Origin of the sequence: Shewanella sp. SP1S1-7 (genome assembly GCF_031932105.1) — a bacterium.
GTDB classification, from domain to species: Bacteria; Pseudomonadota; Gammaproteobacteria; order Enterobacterales; family Shewanellaceae; genus Shewanella; species Shewanella baltica.
Genome location: NZ_JAUOEU010000002.1, coordinates 151,823 through 168,849, shown reverse-complemented (window position 1 = coordinate 168,849; position 17,027 = coordinate 151,823). Strand labels below are relative to the sequence as shown.

The 17,027-nt window shown below is 40.9% G+C and carries 17 protein-coding genes, 1 pseudogene and 1 riboswitch; of the genes and pseudogenes, 13 read left to right on the top strand and 5 right to left on the bottom strand.

Annotated elements, in window-relative coordinates; translation table 11 throughout:
• Positions 1–25: 25 nt before the first annotated feature.
• Positions 26–1,813 (bottom strand): aminopeptidase P family protein, encoded by a 1,788-nt coding sequence (locus Q4Q49_RS02545; RefSeq protein ID WP_311998566.1) that lies wholly within the window; start codon positions 1,811–1,813, stop codon positions 26–28.
• 392 nt (positions 1,814–2,205) lie between these two features.
• On the opposite strand from Q4Q49_RS02545, the gene Q4Q49_RS02540 reads away from it, so the two are divergent.
• Positions 2,206–3,000 carry an ROK family protein gene (locus Q4Q49_RS02540; protein WP_311998565.1) on the top strand — a complete coding sequence of 265 codons (795 nt, stop codon included), beginning with the start codon at positions 2,206–2,208 and terminating at the stop codon, positions 2,998–3,000.
• 303 nt (positions 3,001–3,303) lie between these two features.
• Positions 3,304–3,392, top strand: a riboswitch (cyclic di-GMP riboswitch).
• Positions 3,393–3,504: 112 nt separating this feature from the next.
• Complete coding sequence (locus Q4Q49_RS02535; RefSeq protein ID WP_311998564.1) at positions 3,505–6,111, top strand: glycosyl hydrolase family 18 protein; 2,607 nt, start codon at positions 3,505–3,507, stop codon at positions 6,109–6,111.
• Positions 6,112–6,211: 100 nt separating this feature from the next.
• Here Q4Q49_RS02535 and Q4Q49_RS02530 read toward each other — a convergent pair.
• Together Q4Q49_RS02530 and Q4Q49_RS02525 are read right to left on the bottom strand one after the other, a co-directional pair.
• A pseudogene (locus Q4Q49_RS02530) lies at positions 6,212–6,442 on the bottom strand (FKBP-type peptidyl-prolyl cis-trans isomerase); the annotation flags it as partial.
• A 52-nt stretch (positions 6,443–6,494) separates the two neighbouring features.
• Positions 6,495–6,965, bottom strand: a complete 471-nt coding sequence (locus tag Q4Q49_RS02525) for an FKBP-type peptidyl-prolyl cis-trans isomerase (RefSeq protein ID WP_311998563.1) — start codon at positions 6,963–6,965, stop codon at positions 6,495–6,497.
• A gap of 169 nt (positions 6,966–7,134) precedes the next feature.
• Between Q4Q49_RS02525 and Q4Q49_RS02520 the strand changes: the two genes are divergently transcribed.
• From Q4Q49_RS02520 to Q4Q49_RS02510, 3 genes are all read left to right on the top strand, one after another.
• On the top strand, positions 7,135–7,488 hold the full coding sequence (locus tag Q4Q49_RS02520; protein WP_311998562.1) for a hypothetical protein: 354 nt from the start codon (positions 7,135–7,137) through the stop codon (positions 7,486–7,488).
• A gap of 492 nt (positions 7,489–7,980) precedes the next feature.
• Entirely contained in the window at positions 7,981–8,304 is a 324-nt protein-coding gene (locus Q4Q49_RS02515; protein WP_311998561.1) for a hypothetical protein, read from the top strand.
• A gap of 219 nt (positions 8,305–8,523) precedes the next feature.
• The gene (locus Q4Q49_RS02510; protein ID WP_311998560.1) at positions 8,524–8,886 is read left to right on the top strand and encodes a hypothetical protein; all 363 of its coding nucleotides are present in this window, start codon (positions 8,524–8,526) and stop codon (positions 8,884–8,886) included.
• A 48-nt stretch (positions 8,887–8,934) separates the two neighbouring features.
• Here the strand turns inward: Q4Q49_RS02510 and Q4Q49_RS02505 are convergent, their stop codons facing one another.
• Positions 8,935–9,126, bottom strand: a complete 192-nt coding sequence (locus Q4Q49_RS02505) for a hypothetical protein (protein ID WP_311998559.1) — start codon at positions 9,124–9,126, stop codon at positions 8,935–8,937.
• On the bottom strand, positions 9,127–9,579 hold the full coding sequence (locus Q4Q49_RS02500; RefSeq protein WP_311998558.1) for a glycoside hydrolase family protein: 453 nt from the start codon (positions 9,577–9,579) through the stop codon (positions 9,127–9,129).
• A 223-nt stretch (positions 9,580–9,802) separates the two neighbouring features.
• Between Q4Q49_RS02500 and Q4Q49_RS02495 the strand changes: the two genes are divergently transcribed.
• From Q4Q49_RS02495 to Q4Q49_RS02460, 8 genes are all read left to right on the top strand, one after another.
• A complete protein-coding gene (locus Q4Q49_RS02495) occupies positions 9,803–10,219 on the top strand; it encodes an HNH endonuclease (protein ID WP_311998557.1) in 417 nt (138 codons plus the stop codon).
• A 42-nt stretch (positions 10,220–10,261) separates the two neighbouring features.
• Positions 10,262–10,480, top strand: coding sequence for a hypothetical protein (locus tag Q4Q49_RS02490; RefSeq protein WP_311998556.1), 219 nt, complete (start codon positions 10,262–10,264; stop codon positions 10,478–10,480).
• A 344-nt stretch (positions 10,481–10,824) separates the two neighbouring features.
• Positions 10,825–11,199, top strand: a complete 375-nt coding sequence (locus Q4Q49_RS02485) for a P27 family phage terminase small subunit (protein ID WP_311998555.1) — start codon at positions 10,825–10,827, stop codon at positions 11,197–11,199.
• Entirely contained in the window at positions 11,199–12,998 is a 1,800-nt protein-coding gene (locus Q4Q49_RS02480; RefSeq protein WP_311998554.1) for a terminase TerL endonuclease subunit, read from the top strand. The genes Q4Q49_RS02485 and Q4Q49_RS02480 overlap by 1 nt, the downstream gene beginning before the upstream one ends.
• Positions 12,999–13,016: 18 nt before the next feature.
• Positions 13,017–14,249, top strand: coding sequence for a phage portal protein (locus tag Q4Q49_RS02475; RefSeq protein WP_311998553.1), 1,233 nt, complete (start codon positions 13,017–13,019; stop codon positions 14,247–14,249).
• Between the two features lie 29 nt (positions 14,250–14,278).
• Positions 14,279–15,010 (top strand): HK97 family phage prohead protease, encoded by a 732-nt coding sequence (locus Q4Q49_RS02470; protein WP_311998552.1) that lies wholly within the window; start codon positions 14,279–14,281, stop codon positions 15,008–15,010.
• A gap of 116 nt (positions 15,011–15,126) precedes the next feature.
• Positions 15,127–16,500, top strand: a complete 1,374-nt coding sequence (locus tag Q4Q49_RS02465; RefSeq protein ID WP_311998551.1) for a phage major capsid protein — start codon at positions 15,127–15,129, stop codon at positions 16,498–16,500.
• A 12-nt stretch (positions 16,501–16,512) separates the two neighbouring features.
• The gene (locus Q4Q49_RS02460) at positions 16,513–17,022 is read left to right on the top strand and encodes a head-tail connector protein (RefSeq protein ID WP_311998550.1); all 510 of its coding nucleotides are present in this window, start codon (positions 16,513–16,515) and stop codon (positions 17,020–17,022) included.
• The last annotated feature ends 5 nt before the right edge of the window (positions 17,023–17,027 follow it).

Here is a 17,027-nt window from a genome sequence, read left to right as displayed (position 1 = left end):
TTACCCGCAGGAGTGCTAAATCGCTCTAAATCGCTTTAGTCACTTGCGTTAACCACGCGAGTTCATCCCCGGACATCAGCGGCGAAAGTGTATTAAACACTTGCTGATGGTAAGCATTGAACCAGTCGATTTCCCCTTGCGTTAGCAGGCTCTTATCGATAATGCGGGCATCCATAGGGATCATTGTCAGTGCATCGAACTCATACATCTCACGCTCTGCGCCTTTCAGTGCTTCACAGTGTTGCACTACGACTAAGTTTTCTAAGCGAATGCCAAAACTCTCAGCGCGGTAGTAACCCGGCTCGTTGGAAAGCACCATGCCGGGCATCAGTACGATACCGTTGACATTTTTACCTATGCGCTGCGGACCTTCGTGCACACTTAAAAAGTGACCCACGCCATGGCCTGTGCCGTGGTCGTAATCAAAACCATGTTGCCATAGATATTGGCGGGCAAACGCATCGAGCTGCTGACCTGAAGTGCCTTTAGGAAAGCGAGCTTGGTCTAGCGCGATATGACCTTTTAGCACCAGCGTGACCATTTTTTTATGTTCATCGGTGACTTTACCAATCGCAATAGTACGGGTCACATCTGTGGTGCCATCGATATATTGCGCGCCAGAATCCACTAAGTAGATGCTGTCCATCGTCATCATCGCAGGTGTGCCATTGTTGTGATTGTAATGGCACATGGCGGCATTGGGGCCCGCTGCTGAAATGGTGTCGAAACTTGGCTCGCGATAGCGCTCATCTTGCAGGCGGAAGCTTTCTAATTTATCGGCAAGCGTGGCTTCATTGTGCATACGCTTGGCGGCAACTTCGGCATCTAACCATGCAAGGAAGCGACTCACGGCAACACCATCGCGAATGTGACAAGCGCGCATTCCGGCAAGTTCTGAAGGATTTTTCTGCGCTTTAGGTAAAGAAACGGGATCAATTCCAGCAATCAATTTTGCTCCCGCTTCACGGGCGAGATTTTGTGCCCAAGCGTTAGCCGAGTTTGGATCGGCCAGCAGTTTGACGCCTTGCAAACTGGCAAGGGTATCGGCGAGCGTGGCCTCGTCCTTAAAGCTTACTCCTGCACCGACATGTTCCTCAATGCCCTCAGGGAGTTTGCTTAAATCGGTAAACAGCTGCATATCGCCATTAGCGTGGAGTAGGGCACTGCCGAGCACAACGGGCAGACGCGGCACATCGTTACCGCGAATATTTAACAACCAGCAGAAAGAATCTAAGGCGGCGATCAAAGCAACATCAGCACCGGCTTTTTTCACTAAGGCGCCAATTTCAATGCGTTTTTGCAGACTGGTTTTACCGGCACTCTCGTTACTGAATAACGTGATTGGCGCACTCGATGGTGCGGGGCGATCCTGCCAATGCAAATCGATAGGATTTTGTTCAACCGCTACTAATTCAATTTGGGCTTTGCTTAAGGTCGCTTTGGCATTTTCAAACCAAGCTAAAGTATGCAAGCGTGCATCAAAGCCAACGCGAGATCCCGCTGGCAACGTGTCACATAACCACTCAATTTGTGGTGTGTCTGTCAGGCTTTCATAGCTGAACAGTGCGGCATCCACTTGTAGACGAACTTGAACCGTATAACGGCCGTCGGTAAAGATAGCGGCTTTATCTTTCAATACGATAGCCATACCTGCCGAGCCAGTGAAGTTGGTTGCCCAGTACAAACGTTCGTTATGTTCTGGCACATATTCGCCCAGATACTCGTCGGCGCGGGGAATGATAAAAGCATCGAGATTGGCAGAAGATAATTCGCTGCGAATGGCACCGAGGCGGCTGGCAATTGAATGTGACATATGGGCTCCAAGTGAGACTGGCAGGCTGTGCGAGTCGGTAGGCAAAGCTTGCCTAAGGATAAGTAGGTCTATGTTTATTTGAGTTCTAACCAGCTCGGATTATCGCAAGCCTAACGCGCGAGATGCAAGGGGAGCGAATAAAGGATTTTGTATACAATCGTGAATTTGTGCTGACTGTGATGAGTAAGCTAAGTGTTTTACCCTTAATTTATTTGTGTGATTCTTAGCATAAAACCTGAGTAAAACAAAATGTCAGTCATATTTTTTGTAGACTTGTTCCTTACAAATTAGCTACTTAAGTTTTATTCAATCGCTAACATTTGGACCCTATGCTAACATTCGCCATCTCCGCTCGGGGTCAGAGTGGGGCGCATGTATCAGTGGAGTAAGCGATGCAAATACTAACAATAGATGTGGGCGGTACGACAGCCCTGTTCGAACTTCAGCTCGCGGGACATACAGAACAATATAAAATTCCCACAGGCGAAGGTTTTAAAATTGAAGAGTTAAATAATCAAATCGCTGCGCTCGAACGCGATTACGATTTACAAGATTATCAATTAGCGATTGGCGTACCTGGACTGGTACAAAATAATCGTCTGGTTGCCTGTAAATCATTACCTGGGCTCAATGGCTTGAGCTTCGATACAGTGAAAACCCAAGGTGAGCTTAAGTTTATCTGCAACGATATGGATGCGGGTATGCAAGCCACGTGCGATGCCAAATATGCCTGTGAGTTGTTGGTCATGTGCGGCACTGGGATAGGGATGTCGATTGCGTTTAATGGGCAAGCCTTTACAGGTGCGACGGGGGTTGCAGGCGAGTTGGGGCATTGCCGCGTGATGACAGAATCAGGCGAATTTAGTTTAGAACAACTCGCCAGTGGCGATTCTGTGCGCAGCCGTAAAATCACCACTCAGGATGATTTATACCGTGCGGGCAGTTACCTTGGTATGGGGTTGGCGTGGACCGTTAATTTATTTAATCCCAATCGAATTTGGCTCGCAGGCAACATGATGAACAATGCCCCTTACTACAAAGGTTGCCTCGAAAGTTTAAAACAAATGGCATTAAGCGCGCCCTTAGCTGAGATGAAAATCAATCGTGTCGATGATATGGAAACCTTAGTGTGCCGAGGTTTGTCCGTGATGCTCGCAAGGGATTCTCCCCGCGCACAAAGGTCATAGATGCTGTTTGCTTATGGTTTTGAGTTATTAGAGTTCAGTGGCTCAGTGCTAGCGGTTTAAGCTGTATTAGCAGTATAAATGGTGAAATAGAAAACAGGACTTGTGATGCCTTTGGTTTATCGTGTCCTGTTTTTTTATGGTTGAAATAATCAGTAAAACCTTAATTATTAAAGCAAACATTAGAGTTGACTTAATTGTGTTTAATGCCTTTCTTATCAGACCACTATCTTAGTTGATAATATTTTGTTGCAATTTTATTGTGCTTACGTCTATGCTGATTATCGTAATGACAACGTTGTCATTGTGTGTAAAAGGCAAACCAGTTGAAAAACTGGGACGCAAAGCCTCCGGTCTAAGGGTTCGTCTGTACCTATGATAGCGGGGATACCACAGGTTTTTCTTCGTGCAATCGTTAATCGTTTTGCATGGTCTTAAGAGTGTTGTTTCCTGTCTACGCTTTGTTTGCCTTATTGATTCATATAAAAAATTCAATAGGGATATCTCATGTTCAAGACTCAAATTTCAACATCAGCCTTGCTGGTGGCCTCTGCACTGGCATCTACCGTGAGTGCCAATGCATTTGCCGCAGCGCCCGGTAAACCGACTATAGGTTGGGGCGAAACCAAGTTCGCGATTATCGAAGTGAATCAAGCCGCTACGGCTTACAATCAGTTGGTAACCATTAAAGATGCTGCCGATGTGTCAGTTAGCTGGAACCTCTGGAGTGGCGATGTGGGCAACAAAGCCCAAGTGCTGCTCAACGGTAATGTCGCTTGGGAAGGCCCCTCTGGTGCTTCGGGCACCGCTAATTTTAAGGTGAACAAAGGCGGCCGTTATCAGATGCAAGTGCAGCTGTGTAACAGCGATGGTTGTACGGCGAGCGATGCCAAAGAAATCCTCGTGGCCGATACCGATGGCAGCCATTTAGTGCCACTCAATGCTCAGCTTAAAGAAAACAATCGTCCATACGTTAACAAGTCGGGCAAAGTGGTCGGCAGTTACTTTGTAGAATGGGGTGTGTACGGCCGTAAGTTCCCAGTCGATAAGATCCCAGCACAGAACTTAACTCATATTTTATATGGCTTTACCCCTATTTGTGGTGGTGATGGCATTAACGATAGTTTGAAAGAAATCGACGGCAGTTTCCAAGCGCTGCAACGTGCCTGTAGTGGCCGTGAAGATTTTAAAGTCGCTATCCACGATCCTTGGGCGGCAATTCAAATGCCACAGGCGGGGGTGAGTGACTACTCTGATCCCTACAAAGGCAACTTCGGTCAATTGATGGCGCTGAAGCAAGCCCACCCCGATCTAAAGATTTTGCCTTCGGTCGGTGGCTGGACGTTATCTGATCCCTTCTTCTACTTTGGCGATAAAACTAAGCGCGATACTTTTGTCGCATCGGTGAAGGAATTCCTGCAAACGTGGAAGTTCTTTGACGGCGTTGACATTGACTGGGAATATCCAGGTGGTGGCGGAGCGAATCCAAACTTAGGTAATGCCAATGACGGTGAAACCTATGTGACCCTGATGCGTGAATTGCGCGCCATGCTCGACGAGTTAAGTGCTGAGACGGGTCGTACCTATGAACTGACTTCCGCAATTGGTATCGATGCTCAAAAAATGGCAAAGGTCGATTATCAGGCTGCTCAGCAGTACATGGATTACATCTTCTTGATGAGTTACGACTTCAATGGCGGTTGGACAAATACTGAACTCGGTCATCAAACCAATCTTTATGAGGCGAGTTGGGATCCTGATACCCGCTACACCACAGACAAGGGTATTAAAGCTCTGTTAACTCAAGGTGTTACCCCAGGAAAAATTGTGGTTGGTGCCGCTATGTACGGCCGCGGCTGGACAGGCGTGAATGGCTACACGGGCAATAACCCATTCACAGGGACAGCGACGGGCAAAGTGAAAGGCACATGGGAAGATGGCATAGTGGATTATCGCCAGATAGTGAACGAATACATGGGGAGCGGTTGGACTTACAGCTATGATGAAACGGCCGAGGCGCCATCATTGTTCAAGGCATCTACGGGTGATTTAATCACTTTCGATGATGCTCGTTCCGTTAAAGCTAAGGGCCAATATGTGCTTGCCAATCAGTTAGGTGGTTTATTTGCATGGGAAATTGATGCCGATAACGGCGATATTCTAAATGCGATGCACGAAGGTTTAGGTCATGGCGAAGGAACTACGCCACCGGTGAATAAAGCGCCGATTGCCAATGCGGGTGCGGATGTGAATGTCACAGGTCCCGCCGATGTGGTGCTCAATGGTAGCGGATCGCGCGATCCTGAAAATGAGGCGCTGACGTATCTTTGGACTCAAGTGTCTGGCCCAACGATTGCCATCGCAAACGCCGATATGGCGAATGCGACGATTCAACTGAGTGCAACGCAAACTGATGTTGCCTATAGTTTTAGCCTCAAAGTGACTGATCCTGAAGGGCTATCTGCCACAGATTCAGTGACAGTGACCAATAAGGCGGATACTCCGAACCAAGCTCCCGTGGTGAGTGTAGCTGCCACTGTCACAGTGGAAGCGGGTAAAACTGTTAGCATAGTGGCGAGTGCCTCTGATGCCGACGATGATGCCTTAACTTACGCTTGGACTGTGCCCGCTGGCGTGTCGGCAACCGGACAAAATAGTGCCACCTTAGTGGTCACTGGGCCTAATGTCACCGAAGCGACCAGCTATGGTTTGAGCGTGCTAGTTTCCGATGGTGCCTTGGATGCGAGCGCATCGACGAATCTGACCGTGACGCCAAAAGTAATCGGTGGTAGTTGTGATGCAACCGATCCTAATGCAGGTAACTATCCTGCTTGGCAAGCCAGTGTGGTGTACAACACGGGTGATACTGTGAGCCACAGTCAGTTGGTATGGAAAGCCAAGTACTGGACGCAGGGCAATACGCCAGCTCGCACCGCTGATCAATGGCAGCTACTCAGCCAAGTTGCTCTCGGTTGGGATGCGGGTGTCGCCTATACCGGCGGGCAAACCACCAGCTATAACGGCCGTCAATGGAAGGCGAGTTACTGGACTAAAGGGGATGTACCGGGCGTTGCGGCGGTATGGGTTGATATTGGTGCTGCAAGCTGCCAGTAATCATCCAAAGTTTTGATATTATTTGTTAAAAAATAAAGCCCTGCGAAGATTCAGGGCTTTTTCTTTATTAAGTGATCTTACTGACTAATTGGAGACTGATTTAATCAATCTTAAGCAGTTCCACATCAAAAATCAGCACTGATCCACCGCCAATTTTGCCCGTGCTGCGATTGCCGTAGGCGAGTTCACTTGGGATAAAGAAACGCACTTTATCGCCAACGACCATAAGTTGTACGCCCTCGGTCCAACCTTTAATTACGCGGTTAAGCGGAAATGCGATGGGCTCACCGCGATCAACCGAACTATCAAACACAGTACCGTCGATCAAAGTGCTGCTTATAATGCAACTACAGTTAAGCGGGTAAATTTTTATCGCTTTGCAACTAGTTGATTTCAAATAGTTCCACATCAAATATTAATAATGACCCGCCACCAATTTTGCCTGTGCTGCGGTTGCCGTAGGCAAGCTCACTCGGAATATAAAAACGGAATTTGTCACCTACAGTCATTAGCTGTAACCCTTCAGTCCACCCTTTAATCACTTGGTTTAAGCTAAAGCTAATAGTTTCACCGCGCTCTACTGAACTATCAAACACGCTTCCGTCAAGCAAAGTTCCATGATAGTGCACCGTGACTTTACTGCTTGCTTTTGGATGTTCGGTGTTTGCACTCTTATTGAGTACTTCATATTGCAAGCCAGACGCTGTTTGAACTACGTTTTCTCGCTTAGAATTCTCAACTAAAAACAGCTTCGCTTTTTCAATATTCTCTTTAGTAGCTTGTGAGTTATTTGTCTGGCTAAAAAAGTAAAAAATCAATCCAGCAATGACCGCAACAGCCAAAATCATACGCATTTAATAAGACTCCAATTAATTTGATTAGCTCATGATACGTAGGCATCAAAGTTGAGTAAAGAAAGCGTAGGTAACAGCTTACTCTTAGGTCGATGACATAATATGTCTGGTTGTATAATGATCATGAAAACAATTGCTTGAAGTAACTTTTTACAGTTAGGAGCCATTTATGTCAGTAGCTATCAAATTTGAAATCAAAGGAACACCAACAACAGGTTATGTACTGTTCAAAACATATGAGGAAATTGGATACAACAAGTTAGCGAGTTTTCAACAACTAGTAGGCGGTTTGATTGAGCCAGTTGCATACATTGATGGAGCTGTTCTGCTTATGAATGAGAACGCTTTGAATGATGGGTTGTTAGCGTGGCGTGTGCCGCCAGAGCTTGAACGTATCGTTCCTGAGCACTTTAGAGTGAACGGCCATAAAGTATTGTGCGGCCCAGTTATATTAGTGGCTGATGATGGAGAGGACTATCACGGATTCAAGACAGTGGAATTAGCGGAAAACGCGCTTAAGTAACATGTTGGTTGTTAAAGAGGGCACTTGTAATTGCAAGTGTCTTTTCATCTCTAATACATTTTAAATAAACTTTCGGATGGTTGTCATAGCAGTGTTGAACTATATCAAGTTTGAATGTATTTAGTGAAAACATATAAAATTCTTTGTTTTCAATTGTTTATCTTATGTAAGAGTCGTGTTTGGGTATATCGGTTTGAGTTAACGGCATTTTGCAAGCTGTAGACTTATAATAACTATACAGCCAATACAACAGCTTCAATTTAATCGCCGATCATGTATGGGCTCATAGTTCTGATATAAGTCGTAACAGATCCCATAGGCTTGTTATAGTAAGTCAAAAGCACAACGTTGTACTAAAACGACATAGCAGGAAAGGCACTTTATGAAGTGCCTTTTTCATTTCTGATATGCGCGTAACAAAATCTAGAATAGTTGTTATAACAAATCATCTGCTCACATGAGCTGAATCAACCAAAAATAGAGGGTAAAAAGATGTCAAAGAAAACAAAAACAATGTCAGTAAACTACACCGCTGAAGATATAGCTGGAACACTTCGCAATTATCTTGATCAGATTGTGCCAGTCGAAAAACCAAAGCCTGTAGCGACTCCTAAACTACAACTAATAACAATCTCAGCTCTTACGGCATCAGTCGCCTCAATAAATGAGACTATTCTAATGCTTGCAGATAGAATGAACGATATTCATTCTAATCATGATTTTGATGCAGTGCAAAGCCATCTTAGTGACATGCAAAATTTTCATGCATTGATGACAGAGTATTTAGCTGTTCGAAAGCGTCTTAGTGTTTTCTAAGGCGCACTATCTTAGCTAAATAAATACTAAATTTGTGGTACTCTCGATAGCTAAAGTCAAAGGAGCAATGAATACAGTACAAGTGAAATAATAAAAATGCAGCCGTATGGCTGCATTTTTTTGAATAAAATTTATTTGTCACTATGAATTTTAGAAAATGATAGTCGCGCTATTCATTATCCATTCATATAATGAAGTTAAATTATAAAAGTGAATAAAATGCAAATAGAAAAAATAAAAGAAAATGAAAGAACAAAAAAGTATTACTTAGATAATGTATTGCATAGAGATAAAGGGCCAGCAGTTATTGAATTCAATGAATGTGGCACTGTTGTATATGAGGCATATTATAGTAAAGGTGTAAACACTAGAGGAAATAAACCAGCTGTTATAACGTATTTCGATAATGGTAATGTTCATACAGAAACATATTTGTTTAATAGCAAGAGACATAGAGTTGATGGTGCCGCAGTTGTTTCATATGATGAAAATGGTAATGTTATTGAGCAATGGTTTTTTAAAAATGGGAAAGAACAGCCATTGCAGCAAGACTTAACTATGGTTGATATTGAAAAGATCTAGTTAGATTACTTGGGTATGATATAAGGCAGCCGTATGGCTGCCTTATAATTACTTTACTTCTTCTTGATCCAGCGCTGCTTTCACTTTAGCTACAAGTTCATCATCAAACATTGTCGCTGTTGATTTAGCTGCCATTTCAGCTAATGAAATGATCACCCACTTCATTAGTGCTTCACTAGCAATAGCCATTAATATTTGCTTCAATACAGCAAGCAAAGCTCTCACAATAATTGTGCCCATTTACTTATCCTTGTTTATTTTATTCAACACATCCAAGTGCTTCTGAACTCGATTTGGTGTTTGTTTATACCAACGTGAGTCTTTTAATTCATCTGCCACTTTCTTATAATCACATTCTTTTAATGCTTTTATCATTTTTTTAAACTTACATAATCCAGTGTAACCAATCTGAAATACAGCTTCTGTTAACACATCATTCACTACTTGATGCTTATCTAAATGTATCTTCGCAGCCATTAATTGAGCTGCATTTATATCAGTTTTAAGTAAACCTTCCGCTTCATATACTTGTATCGGTGTTTGGTCATCTGAACATCTATGCCCATAACCGATAGTCCAATACCCTTCTGAGCACTTATACCTATGGAATAAACCATTTCTGAATGTACCTAAGTGTGTTTGGTATAGCAGTGACCCTTCATTCTCCTTTATCCTTTCTTCTAAATCTGACATTCCTTTGCTCTCGATTCTCTACTAAATATATATTTAGTGGATAGCAAGCTGCGTAAAGAACAAACAGAACATACAAAACCAAAAACACTCAAAATTTCTAATCAAAAAGAATTGAAAAAAATACGCGATAACAGTGAATGCTATATGTGCGGAAGTGCTGAAGACTAAACAGTTATAAAATTAAAAAAGCAAAAATACGAATGTAAGTAGTGAAGGAGAATAAATGATCACGTGCAATAAATCAGGATGCATAACAGCACACAATAACGATAACGGCTATTGCAGTGAACACCAAGCGTACTATCAGGAGCAGGTCAAAGAAAGAAACAAACGTTATAACGATAACAGACCAGCACGACACCAGTTCTATTTTACTAACACTTGGAAACGTATGCGCAAGCAATACATAAGTGAGCATCCTTTATGCTGTAGATGTGAAGAGTTAGGACTTGTTATATTAGCTACACTTGTTGATCACATCGTAGAGATAGAAGATAACCCTGAATTAAAGGATGATTACTTTAACCTCCAATCGATGTGCCACGCTTGCCATAATATCAAGACAGGTGAAACAGCACGTGAACGTAAGAAGAACGCAGTACTAAAAGGAATAGGTAGAGATATTAATAGTGGCTGGTAGTGGCATTAATGCTACTGTGCCATTGAATAACTAAGGATGGTAATGATGATTAAAGTAGAGCAATTACACAATGTATTAATGGAATACGAGAAGCAAGTGTTGTGGATCAAGTACGATGACCGCAGTGGATTAGAAATAACCAATCTATCTACACAGACAGTATTAGATGGACAGGAAGAGCTAGATGTACTTGCAAGTATTATTAGAGCGTTAACGTTAGTGTCTGTTAATGGAGTTATTGGTGAAATTGATGAAGAATAAAAAGCTACGATTATTGTGTCATATATAAGGATTTAAGGTTTTTATGAACCAATAATCGTAGCTTTTTGCTTGCTTTATACACAGCAACACACCTGTTGAACCGACATAGACCAGCATTGTTCCTGTCTAATCCCCTGCAATACCGCGCAATAATCCCATTAGTCCTGCATATATTTTTGACTAAATACATAGAGGGGGCTATGGGAAGTTCAAAAACTTAACGCTTAAACAACGCACCGTAACCGATCTCAATAAATATTATTCCTCATACCCCAAAACGTGTGAGGCTCTCGCGTATCTAGCATACAGAGAAAGGAAAATAAAAAGAAAGCCAAGGAGGGCTTATGAAGAAACTTAAATGGCTGCCTAAGCCGTCTGAAGCGTTTTATAAACAAGTCTCAAAAATCATTGAGAACACTTATAGCGATACTGATGATATTGATAACGTGTTAATGAGCATGTTAGCAATTGAGCTTAATGAATATGTCCAAGCAATTAATGAACTTGAATTAAACGGTTCAACAATCACAGTTAAAGGAGCTAATGGTTACGAAGTAACTAAACAAGCACCAGCAGTACAAACTAAACAAGCAGCATTCAAGAATATTATTGAGCTATTAACCAAGACTGGTTTATTAAAAGATCCATTATTCCGAGATGGTGTTCGAAGTGAAAATGCATTCTCTGACTTCTTAAGTAAAGAATCGGAGGATATTTAATGACAAACAGCAGATATAAAATGCTGCTTGATGTTCATGGGTTCAATACGAAGCTAAAAGATATACCAAAAATACCAAGTCAAGATTACCGCCAAGCATACTTATATGCGGCTGACATTATCACAGGACATATCAACAGCAATAAATACATCAAGCTAGCATGTCAACGATTCATTGATGATTTGAATAGTATCTCAGATCCTAATTTCAAATATATATTTTCAATAAAGAAAGCTCAACGAATTGCTGATTTTTATAAACACATGAAACACACGGACGGTGACTTTTACGGCCAACCATTCGAGTTAATGCCGTGGCAGATATTCATTGTTAGTAACATCATCGGTTGGTTAAAAAAGGAACCACATCACCGCAGCAAGAAACACGTAAGACGTTTCACAGAAGCACAACTTTGGGTGGCACGTAAGAACGGTAAATCAGCGCTGTCATCTGGCTTAGCATTGTATTACTTCTTAGCTGATGGTGAGCACGGAGCACAGATATACAGTGTCGGACCATCACTAAAGCAAGCAAAAATCGTATATGACCAATCCACTAAGATCATTAATGGTATGCCAGTTAAGTACGACAAAGCATTTAAACAACGCTTTGATGGTATGCATTATGGGAACTCGAAATATCAGCCACTAGCTAACAACAGTTCAACACTCGATGGTCTATCAAGTCACTTGGTTGTGTGTGATGAGATTCACGAATGGACTGATAGAAACTTATATGGAGTTATGGACACCAGTACTGGTGCAAGAACTCAGCCATTAATGCTCGTTATCAGTACAGCAGGAACAATCCTAGATGGTATTGCTGTTGACTTGTATAAGCGCGGCCAGCGCATGTTAGACAAGGTTATTCAAGCTGATCATATGTTCACAATGCTTTATGGGATTGATGAAGATGATGATTACTTCACTGAAGAAACGTGGATTAAAGCTAATCCAGCTTTAGGTGTGGTTAAAGAACTTGCAGACATGAGGAAACAAGCGGCAACAGCACGCGATTTAGTTTCAGAAAGAAATGGATTCCTAACAAAGCATCTTAATGTGTTCTGTCATTCAGAGAAAGTTTGGCTTAAGAAACAAGATTTAGATAAATGCATATTAGAAATGGATTTCGAATCTGATAAATATAAAAAATATGATTGCTATATAGGCGCTGATTTAGCACAAAAGATCGATTTAACCGCTGTATCAGCTGTGTTCAAAGTACCTGAAACTGATACCCAAAGCGGTAAGGTTGAATATCATATGATGCAGAAGCATTACATCAGTCGTGGTGCGATAAATAAAGCAAGTGAACAAGTTCAGAATCTATATGAAGTATGGAGCCAGATGGGATACTTAGAAATAGTTGAATCATCTATTACTGACTTCGATTTAGTACGCGATTACATCCTTGACCTAAGTAAGAAATACAAAGTCATTGATGTTGCTTTTGACCCCGCGCAAGGCAACCAATTAATGAATGAGTTACGTAGTAACCACGGAATAAACGTTGTTGAAGTTAAACAAACACCAGTACAACTTAATGAACCTGTTAAGCGTATTGAGGCAATGATTGTAGATGGCCGTCTTAAATACAACGGTGATAAGGTATTTGAGTATTGTTGTTCGAATGCTTTATTAAAAAACCACAATAATAACATTGTGAGCATTGTTAAAAATGCTAATGAAGATAAAACAGATAGTTTAATGGCAATGATAGTAGCTGCATCACGTATAACTGAAGAATCAAATCGATCTATATATGAAGATATGAGGGGGTTAGTATCGACTAAATATTAGAAGGAAAAGGAGAAGTAAATGGGATGGATTCCTAATTTTTTAAAAAGTAAGAGTAAGAACATAGAGAATAGTGAGTTAACAAAACAATCTAATTCTGAATTTAATGAGCTTATGCGTCGTATACGTTCAGGTGGTACATCAAAAGCAACACTATCTGAAATGGACACATTAGGACTAAGCGATATATTCGCTTGTATTAAAGTTAAATCAAATACAGTTAGTCAATTACCACTAAAAATGTTTGATACTCGTAAAGGCCGTACACAATTATCCGCTAGAGATAATCCAACTGTATATACATTGACTAAGCGCCCTAACAATTATCAAACAATGCATGAGTTTATTAAGATGATGATTATGCATCTTGATATCAGAGGTAACTTTTACGCGCTAATTACACGTGATTCCATAGGAAATATCGTTGATTTGCTGCCTATTCCACCTGAAATTCGACCAGTCACTGAACTAGTGGATGATGCATTAGTGTATCGAATTGGTGCAGTTGTTTACGATCAAAGCGAGATACTGCATATAAAAGACTTTAGTTTCGACAGCATTAGAGGACTAAATAACTTTGATGTGGCATGTAATGTAATCAATTTAGATTATTTCGCACGTAATCATGGCTTGAGTTTCTTTATGAATGGCAGTGCACCAGCTGGTGTTATTACTTCTGAAAAAACGATGAGCCGCGAAGCACAAGCAGCATTCCTTGAAAGCTGGGTACAAACATATGGTGGTGTTGGTAATCACAACAGAACAGCAATGCTTGTTGATGGTGTTGATTATAAATCTATTGGCACAACTAACGTTGAAGCACAGCTCTTAGAAACACGCAAATTCCAACGCAGTGAGATTGCAGGTGTGTTCTTAGTACCAGCATTTATGATTGGTGACTTAGAGAATGCTCACTTCAATAACCTTGAATCACAAAACAGATTCTTCCATCAAACATGTATTGGTCCGTTACTGCAAAACATTGAAGAAAAGATCAATTCAATATTACCTGATGGTATGGAAATCGAATTCGATGATCAAACTTTCTTGCGTGGTGATGTTAAGACTCAAGCAGATGTTCATAAAGCTTATCTCGAAATGGGCGTTTATAGCGTTAACGAGATCCGTGAAGAAATTGGCAAAGAACATATACCAGATGGTGATAAACGAGTTGTTCAAACCAACAACATCACATTCGGTGGTAATGGTAATACCGCTCCTGAAAAGCCGCAAAATCAACCTCCTGTCGTTTGATAAATAATATAAACAACTAGGAGGTAAATATGCAATATCGTGAATACGATCTTGATATTAAAGCCATCGATGAAAAAGGAATCATCGTTTGTTATGCCAACACATTTAACTATGTGGACAAAGCGAACGATGAAACTATTCAAGGTGCATTTAAAAAAACAATTGCTGAACATAATCTGAAAGGCACTATGCCTAAAATGCTTTTTAATCATAACCGTGATGAACCTATTGGTAAATGGTTATCGATGGAAGAAGATGAATATGGTCTGAAAATGACAGGGCAATTAATACTTGAAGTTCAGCGTGCGCGAGAGGTGTATGCATTACTTAAAGGCGGTGCAATTAATGGTTTTAGTATCGGTTATAAGGTCAAACAGCAGGTTTATGATCGGATAAATAAAGTAACAAAGCTTTTAGAAATTGACTTGGGGGAAGTATCGATTGTTCCATTCCCATGCAATGACCAAAGTATATTAACTTCAATTAAAAGTACATTTGAAACAGGAGAGATTCCTCGTCCAAGTTTACTTGAAAAAGAGTTAGTCAATCATTTCGGTTTAACTAAATCACAAGCTTTAGCTTTTATGGCCGCAGGTTATAAAGGACTAAATACAGAAGCACCAGAAACTGAATCAGAAACAGAAGAACATGACGTTGTGCTTACTGAAACTGATCTGGATGATTCTGCAATAGAAAAATCTATTAGTCAGCAACAACAAGATAAATTAGATCAATTATTAGGACTTCTTAAAGCGTCTTAATACCCCTCTATACATCTTATTTCAATCAAATTCAATTCAAACCTATATGCGAATAGCGCGATGCGTTCGTATAAACACGTCTGCGGGATGCAGATGAAACAAGTAAAGGGAATTACATGGATAAACTCGATTTAATCATTGATGCAGTTTCAGAAATGAAATCAGCACAAGAAGCAACACAAACACAAACACAAGCTGATATTGAGTTAGTTAAATCAGAAGCTCAAGAATCAGTTCAACAAATCAAATCAGATATTGAAACTCGTTTAGTAGCTGATATCGAATTAGTAAAAACTGCCGCTATGGATGGCGCAGAACTAGTTAAATCTGAAATGAAATCAGATATCGAAAACGTTAAATCCGAACTCGATACCGAAATTCAATCAATTAAATCAACTGTGCAAACACTGGACGCATTAGTTGCAAAACAAGGACGTAAAACAATGACTCAAAAAAATGTAGATGTAGAATTAACCAAATCAGAAACTTTTAATGCTGCTATCCGTGCAGGTCTTAAATCAGCACAACAAGGCGAAGCATTCTTAGAAAAAGGCTTAAACACTGTTGAACAAGGTAACGGTGCTGAAGTTGTATTAACTGACTTTGACCTAGCAGTTGTTGAACGTATGCGTTCACGAGGCGCAATGATACGTGATGTTGGTGTCCGTTCAGTATCAAGCAAACTGTTTGACCGCTTTATTAAAACCAAAAACGCAGAAACTGTCTGGATTGATGAAGACGTTGCAAACGCTGGCATGACGAATACCGCAGCTACTCAGCGTGTTCGAGTGGTTTGTACCACTGGTAAAACTGCTGCTTACCCGTTCATTACTCGTGAATCTATTAATGATTCAAAGATCGACATTTATGGTGATCTGAAAACTGATATCGCTAACCAAATTGGTCGCGGTGTGCATGAATCGCTAGTTAAAGGTGATGTTGCTAAGAAACAACCAAAAGGTATTTTAGGCCACGTTGATGCTGTTGAATCATTTAAATCAGATGATGAGCGCGATTTACGTTATTTCCAAGTTATCGAATCAAGCACTGCTGGTAAATTAGCTGCTGGTACTGGTGTTACTTATTCTGCTAACGTTCAAGACGCTATTTTAGCATTGATCTCAGCTGTTGATGCTGGTGCTCGTGAAGGTTGTAAGTTCTATGTATCACAAGCTGGTTGGTTAGAATTAATGAAACTGCGTGATGCTGATGCTCGTCCATTGCTGTGTCCTGATATTTCAGGCAAAGCTGCTGGTACTTTGTTCACTTTCCCAGTTGAAATTGAATACCACTTAGGTGCAGTAGCTACTGGTGAAATCCCAATGGTGTTCGGTAACTTAGGTGAAGCGTTTGAATTGCTGTCAATTGGTGAATCATTCACGCAAGAAAACCCATATACAAATCCGGGCAACATCCAGCTTTATTATGAAACTCGCGTAGGCACAATCGTTAAAGACACAACTCTGTTGAAACTGTTCCGCATTAAGTAATTGAGGTGGGATATGTACATAGTCACTAAAAGACCTGAACTATCCCCAGTCTCACTTAAAAAAGTTGCTCAACATTTAAGAATCAGTGATGAAAATGAAAATGAATATTTGGATTCGCTGATTCTTGCTGCTACGGATTACGTTGAACAATACTGCAATATTAAAATAATGACTACTCACATGGCTATGGAGCTAAATGTAAAAGCTAATCAACCTGTAAAACTATTGTTCGGAGATTTAAAATCCGTTGAAAGTGTTTATGTTGATGATATTTTATTAGATAAAACCGAGTACAAAGTCAGTTATATTAAAAAGAGTATTACGTTCAACGAATCAGCAGAAGTTGTAATTAACTTTATTGTCGGAACTGATGATGTTTTAGAAGTTCCCGCTGCAATTAAACAAGCAATCTTACTGATAATTGGAACTTTCTATGAACATAGAGAGCAACAAACTGAACTTAATCTAAAAGAAATACCATTTGGTGTTGAGAATCTTTTAGCTAAGTACAGATGTTTCTAGGAGGT